This window comes from Streptomyces sp. NPDC055287, from assembly GCF_053646035.1.
In genome coordinates, this window is record NZ_JBSHNE010000055.1 from 19,772 (window position 1) to 27,073 (window position 7,302).

Annotated in this window: 2 protein-coding genes; both read right to left on the reverse strand. The window is 71.8% G+C overall.

The window, feature by feature from the left end; translation table 11 throughout:
* Entirely contained in the window at nucleotides 1-4,266 is a 4,266-nt protein-coding gene (locus tag ACWIHY_RS36660) for an amino acid adenylation domain-containing protein (RefSeq protein ID WP_454380834.1), read from the reverse strand.
* Nucleotides 4,267-4,321: 55 nt separating this feature from the next.
* A partial coding sequence (locus tag ACWIHY_RS36665; protein ID WP_454380836.1) for a type I polyketide synthase occupies nucleotides 4,322-7,302 on the reverse strand: 2,981 nt, incomplete at its 5' end.

Consider the following 7,302-nt stretch of genomic DNA (forward strand, 5'->3'; position numbering starts at 1 on the left):
TCATCGGTCGTCGAGCGCGCCGGCCACAACGGCAAGCGCGTCCTGATCGGTCAGAAGCGTGTAGTGGGTGCCCGGCACGGACGCGGCCCGCACACCGCCGCGGGTGTACGCACCCCACCCCCAGTCGGCCGCCGAGGCCCGCGGATGGCCGTCGAACTCGCTGACGACGCCTTCCTCGGCCCGCAGGACCGTCAGCGCCGCGCCCACCGGCGCGGCACGGTAGCTGTTGCAGCCGCGGACCACACCGCGGAACACCGCCAGCGCCGTCGCGAGATCCGCCGGATCCGCATCGGAGGCGGGCATTCCGGCCGCCCGGCCCAGCTCGAGCGCCCGCGCCAGACGCCCGGCGTCCGTCAGATCCCGCGTCGCGCGTACCGCCTCGACGGCGACGAGCCCCGGCGTGAAGCCGATGCCGAGGTCCTCCAGGAACCACAGCAGCAACTGCGCGTCGTCGACCTCGCGCGGCTCCTCAGGAGCCGGCGAGTCGATCACCACGACCCGCTCCACCCGCTCGCCGCGCGCCTCCAGCAAGCGCGCCATCTCGAACGCGATGACGGCACCCGACGACCAGCCGCCCAGCGTGTACGGGCCACCGGGCCGCACCTCGGACAGCGACTCCACATACAGCGCCGCCAGCTCCTCCACCGTCTCCAGCGGCTCCTGCCCGGTCGCCGGGCCGGGCGCCTGGAACGCGTACAGCGGCCTGCCGGTCAGAGCGGCCAGCTCGCGGTAACACACCACGTTCCCGCCGGCCGGGTGCACCAGGAAACACGGCGGATGCTCGCTGCCGCCGTCCGCTTCCCGCAACTCCTCCGGCCCCAGCGCCTCCCGCGTGTCCCGCGCCTCCTGCGGCCCGGACAGCCGGACCAGGGGGGAGCGCGAACCGCCGGAACTCTCCAGGTACTCGGCGAGACCCGCCACCGTACGGCGTTCCAGCAGCGTCCCCAGTGGCACCCGGCTTCCCGACTCCCGCGCGATCCGCCGGATCATGCGCAGCGCCGCGAAAGACTGCCCGCCCAGATCGAAGAAGTCGTCGTGCACCCCGACCCGCTCCACGGACAGGATCGACTCCCAGACCCCCACGAGCATCGACTCCATCGCCGAACGGGGCGCGGTGTAGCCCGGACCGCCCTCCTCGTCGGACTGCCTCATGGCCTCCAGCGCCCGCCGGTCCACCTTGCCGTTGCCGGTCAACGGCAGCTCCGCGAGGCGCGTGATGCGGCCGGGCACCATATAGCCCGGCAGCCGCTCCGCCAGCGCCCCCGCCAGCTCGTCCGCCAGCGCGTCGTCCGGCCCGAGGTCCTCCTGCGGGCACACCACGAACGCCGCCAGCTGCTTTCCCGAGCCGGACGCCCGCGCCACGACGGCCGCCTGCCGCACCGCCGGATGCTCCAGCAACGCGTGCTCGATCTCTCCGAGTTCGACCCGGAAGCCCTGTACCTTGACCTGGAAGTCCGACCGGCCGAGGAACTCGATGTCACCGCTCGGCAGATACCGGCCGAGGTCACCCGTGCGGTACAGCCGCTCACCGGTCCGGGGATGGCGTACGAACGCCGCCTCCGTCTTCTCCCGGTCCCCCCAGTATCCGAGCGCCAGGCCCGCGCCGCCGATGTACAGATCGCCCGCCACCCAGGCCGGCGCGTCCCGCCCCCGGTCGTCCAGCACATGCCACGACTGGTGCGCCAGCGGCTGCCCGTACGGAATGCTCGGCCAGGCCGGATCCACGCGGTCGACCGGGAAACAGACCGACCAGATCGACGCCTCGGTGGCCCCGCCCAGACTGACCACCCGGGCGTTCGGCGCGATCTGCCGGATACGGTCCGGCAGATCCACCGGAATCCAGTCGCCGCTCAGCAGCACCGTGCGCAGCGCCGGGAACGACACACCAGCCGACGCGGCCTCCTCGGCGAACAGCTGCATCACGGCGGGCACCGAGTTCCACACCGTCACACCCTGCTCGAGGACCGTACCGATCCAGTCGGCGGGGCCGGTGCGCGGCCCGTCCGGCAGTACCAGCGTGGCACCGGCCGCCAGCGTCCCGAAGACGTCGTACACCGACAGGTCGAAACAGAGCGACGAAACGCCGAAGACCACATCGTCGGCCGTGACACCGAACCGCCGGTTGATGTCCGTCACCGTGTTCAGCGGACCGAGGTGGTCCAGCACCGCGCCCTTCGGCCGCCCCGTGGACCCCGACGTGTAGATGATGTACGCCGGTTCGTCGGGCTTGCGCGGTGCCGGCCCCGGACGCCCCGGTCCCTCGCGCACCTCACGACCGTCGACCGCCACCACCGGCACCTCGCCCGGAACGGCGGACGCGTCACGCAGGGCACCGCTGGTCACCACCGCGGCCGCCGACGTGTCCTTCAGCAGATGACCGACCCGGTCCCGCGGCCACTCCGGGTCCATCGGCACGTACGCCCCGCCCGCGGCCAGCACCCCGAGCACGGCGACGATCTGCTCAGGCCCCTTCGGTAGCAGGACACCGACCCGGTCGCCCGCGCGCACGCCCCGCTCCTCCAGCCGGGCGGCGAGCTGCCCGGACATCTCGTGCACCTCGCCGTACGACAGCGACGAACCCGTGCCGCTGCCCACCACCGCGGTCCGGTCCGGGCCGGCCGCCGCCCTGGCCGCCACCGGCTCGTGCAGCAGCCCGACGGGTGCCGGGGGCTCACCGGCGGCCGGCCGGTTCAGCCGGGCCCGCCGCTCCCGCTGCCCGGGCGGCAACAGCTCGAACGCTCCGGTGCCCCACGCCTCCTCGCTCCCGGCAAGCCGCGTGACCAGGGTGCGGTAACCCTCCAGCATGTCGTCGATCAGGCCCTCGGGGAACATCGACTCGATGACGTCCCAGATCACCCACAGCCGGCCGTCCCGCAGCTCCCAGAACTCGGTGTCCAGCAGCGTCTGCGGAGTCTCCAGCAGGCTGTACGCCGGAGGGTCGGCCGGCCCGACGAACAGCGCACTGCCCACGGCGAACGGACACACCGCGCGCCCCGGCGTTCGGCGCACCTGATTGAGCCGCTGCAGCACCTTGCTGCCGCTCCAGTACACGTGCTCCGCGTCGGCCAGCACCCGCTCCTGCAGCCTGCGTACCCGACCCTCGAAGCCTTCGTCGTGCCGCCAGTCGACCTCCAGCGGATACAGGGAGGCGAAGTTCCCCACGATGTCCCGCATCTGCGGATGGATCGGCATCCGGTGCGTGATCATGTTGTTGAGCAGGAAGTGCCGTGACCCGCTCCAGTACGCGACGACCTCAGCATGCGCTCCCAGCAGCACGTTCGTCAGCGTCAGGCCACGCGCCTCCGCCTTCTCCCGCAGAGCCGTCCACAGCTCCTTGGGAAACAGCAGCTCCCGCCGCGACAGCCGTGACCGTTCCCGCCGGCCCGTGCCCCCCACCAGCGGCAGCTCAGGCGCCTCCGGCCACTCGGCCATCCGGTCGCACCAGTACTTCTGGGACGCCCGGCCCAGCTCCGACTCCTCCATCCGTGCAAGGGCAAGCACGCAGTCCCGGAAGCTGACCTCCAGCTCCGGCAGGGGCTCCTCGGGCTTCTCGTAGTAGTGCAGGGTGTCGCTGAGCAGTCGGAAAGCACTGGGAGCGTCGGCGAACAGGTTGTTGTTGTTGTAGTGGAACCGGGCCCTGCCCTCGCCGTACAGGCTGATGTGCGGCGACATCCACGGCCACCGGTCGTGCGGCGGCTCCTCGCGCTCCATGGCCGCCCGCACCTCGGCCATCCGTGACTCCGCTTCCGCAGACGGCAGTTCCCGCAGGTCGGTGACGGTCACCTCGACCGGTCCCGGATCCCGCACGGTTTCCAGCAGCATGTCCTCCCGGGCCACCACCAGGTTCTTGTGCTGGCGCCGCACGGCCCGGTTGAACGCCTGCGCGAAACGCGCCGGATCGAGCTCGTCGAACTCGAACTCGCCGTACTGGTGGGGACGTACATAGAACTCGAAACCGGGACGGCTGCCGATCAGGAAGGACTGCTGCAGATCCGACGGCGCGAACGGCTCGTACAGATTCTCCTCGTCCACCACCACCGTGGGAAGCTCCGCCGCCGCCGGCACACCGTCACGCTCCCGTGCCAGCAGCCGGAGGATCTCCGGCTTGTGCCGGGTGATCCCGTCCCGCAGCTCCGGCGTAAGCCGCCCGCGCGGCGCGGTCACCTCGATCCGGTCGTCCTCCGCCAGCCTCAGCCTGACCTTGGCTGCGGCGAGTTGGCCCATCAGCCGCGCTGTCGCGGCGCCTTCGCTCCGGTGATCGCTCACTGCGGCACTTCTTCCTTTCGGTCTTCGGTCGGGTCGCCTGCGGTCGCTCGCGGCGTCAGAGCGTCAGAACTTCGGTCTCCCCGGCGTCTTCCGGCTCCCCGCCGTCGTCGTTCACGGCCACGACAAGCCCACGCAGCGTCAGTTGGCTGCAGACCGACGCGGCGATCTCGAATGCCGTGCCCACGCCGAACAGGAAGTCCGGCGGCACATCGGCCCCGTAATCCGCCAGCAGCCGGTTGCGCAGCCGCACCGTCGACAGCGAGTCAAGACCCAGCAGATTCAGCCGGGTCCCGGCGAACGCCGGACGCAGTTCGTCCAGCGCGCCGGCCGTCATCCCCAGCAGCAGCCCCACGGTGTGCAGGAGCTCTTCGAGCAGCACGTCGCGCGCCTGGTCCGGATCCTTGAGCGCCAGCTCGGTCAGCTCCTCCGCGGAGCGGGCCGTGAAGCCCCCGGCGATCTCGGCCCCGGGACCGGCGGGCAACACCCCTTCCAGCAGCGTGTACGGCACCTGGCGAGGCACGGCGGCCGCATAACGGCGCCAGTCCATCCGGGCCAGCCCCACCTGGGCCGAAGGTTCCAGCGGCAGCCGGGAGAAGGCGTCCAGCGCTTCTCCGGGCGCCATCGCGTCGACACCGGCCGCGGCCATCCGCCGTGCCACCGCGTCACCGGCGGCCATGCCGACCTCGGCCCAGGCACCCCAGGCCACACTCAGAGCGGGCAGACCCGCACGCCGGCGATACTCGGCCACCGCGTCCAGCATCGAGTTGGCCAGCACGTAGTTGGACTGACCCGCCGAGCCGGTCAGCGCGGTCATCGACGAGAACAGCACGAAGAAGTCGACGTCCGCCGTCCCCCCTGCACCCGTCGTCGACCGGTGCAGATGCCAGGCACCGCGCACCTTCGGATCCAGTACGTCCCTGAACCGCTCCCAGTCCAGCTCTGCCAGCGGCCCGTCCGCGGTCACGCCCGCCAGGTGCACGACGCCCCGCACCGGCGGCATCTCGCTTCGGGCGTGGGCGAAGAGATCCGCCACGTCCGCCGCCACCGACACATCGGCGGCCCGCATCTCGACCCGCACACCGCGCTCACGCAGCGCCGCCACAGCCGGCGGCGCCTCGGCGGGAACCCTACGGCCGGTCAGCAGGAGCGAACGGGCTCCCTGGTCGGCCAGCCAGGTCGCGACCGTCAGGCCCAGACCGCCCAGACCACCGGTGACCAGGTACGTTGCCTCCGGCTTGACCCGCAGCGGAGCGCGGCCCCCGGTCAGCTCGTGCTCGCGCAGCACGGCCCGGTACCAGCGGCCGTCGCGCACGGCCAGATGCCCCGCGCCCGGCAGCCCGGCGACGCGCCCCATGACCTCGCCCGGCGTCGGGGCGGCAGCGTCCTGCTCGAGGTCGACCTGCACGCACTTGAGTTCCGGGTGCTCGGAGATCACCGCCTTCGCAGCGGCCGTGATCACCGCCTGGGCAGGCGACGCCGGTCGCCTGTCCCTGCCGGCAACGGCGGCGGCCGCACCCCGCGAGATGAGGACGATGTGCGGGAGCGCGCGGCCGGACCCCGCGGGGCAGACCTCGGGCAGAGCCTTGAGGAAGTCCCGCAGGACCGTGAAGGCACGCTCGGCGGTCGAATAGACGACATCGAGAACGGTGTCCGCGCCGTCACCTTCCACGCGGTCCGCCTCTGCGGCAACGGCGCTCAATGGAACGGCGTTCATTAGGAGACCTGCCACTGGCAGGTCCTCCGCCCGGAGGCGGGCCAGCGCCTCGTCGAGATCCGCCCCGGAGTCCAGCACGACAGTTCGGCCGCCGAGCTCCGCGAACGGGGAGGCCTGGCCGGCGGTCCGCTTCGCGGTGCTGTCGACGACCAGCCACGCCCCACCGTCGGCCGACGCCGGAGTGAGCCCGCTGTCGGAGCCGCTCAGTGGCTCCCAGCCGATCTCGTACCGGCGCGGCCTCGTACCCGCCAGAGACGCCAGCGCGTCCGGCGACACCGTACGGAAGCGAAGCCCCTCGACGACCACCAGGGGGTCGCCCGCCTCGTCCAGCACGTCCAGGTCCATCGAGCAGGCGCCCGACGAGTCGACCCCGTGCCAGCGCGCGCGACACCAGACACGGCCGGGGATCCTGTCGTACACGCTGACGCGCGCCACGGACGCGGGCAGCCGCAGCACATGCCCGTCGTCCTCGGTGAACGCGGCGATCACATGGAAACAGGCATCGAGAACGACCGGATGCAGTGTGTAGCGGCTCTCGTCCCTCGCGGCCTCTTCGACCTCCACCAGCGCCAGGGCCTCCTCACCGTCGCGCAGCAGTCGCCGCAGACCACGGAAGGCGGGACCGTACTCGACACCGATGCGCCACAGCCGCTCGTAGAAGGCGGCCGTCGGCTGCTCGGACATCCGCGCACGCAAGGCCTCGAGATCGGTCCGAACCCCTGGCTTCCCGCCCGGGAGGGCGCGGGGCACGGTCACATGCTCCGTCCACTCGTCCGTACCCGCCCTGTCACCGGGACGCAGCGGTCCGCCGCGGCGGCCGAAGCAACGGATCCGGAGGCCGCCCTCGCCGTTCTCCACCAATGCCTGGACGTCGACAGGCCGTTCGGCATCGGTCAGGTGGAAGAACTCATTGAACGTGACGTCTTCGAGCACCCAGCTCTGCGGCTGCGGCTGCGGCTGCGGCTCTGGCTCTGGCTGGGGCTGCAGCTGGGACTGCTTCGGCGCCTGCTGCGGCTGTTCGCCGCCGGTTGCTGCCGCAGCGGCAAGGGCCCATTCGAGCATGGCCGCGGCCGGCATCACCGGAGTACCGAGCAACTGGTGCTCGTCGAGGTACCAGGGGCTGGTGGCCGAAAGGCTGCCCTCGAACCACCGGCCCTGCGCACCCGCGAGATTGACCGGGCTGCCGAGCAGGGGATGGGCGGCAGCAGATTGCGGATGACGAGTGGTGGTGTGGGTGGTGGGTGTGAGCCAGTGGGGTGTGTGTTGGAAGGGGTAGGTGGGGAGGGGGGTGTGGTGTGTGGGGGTGGGGGTGTGGTGGGTCC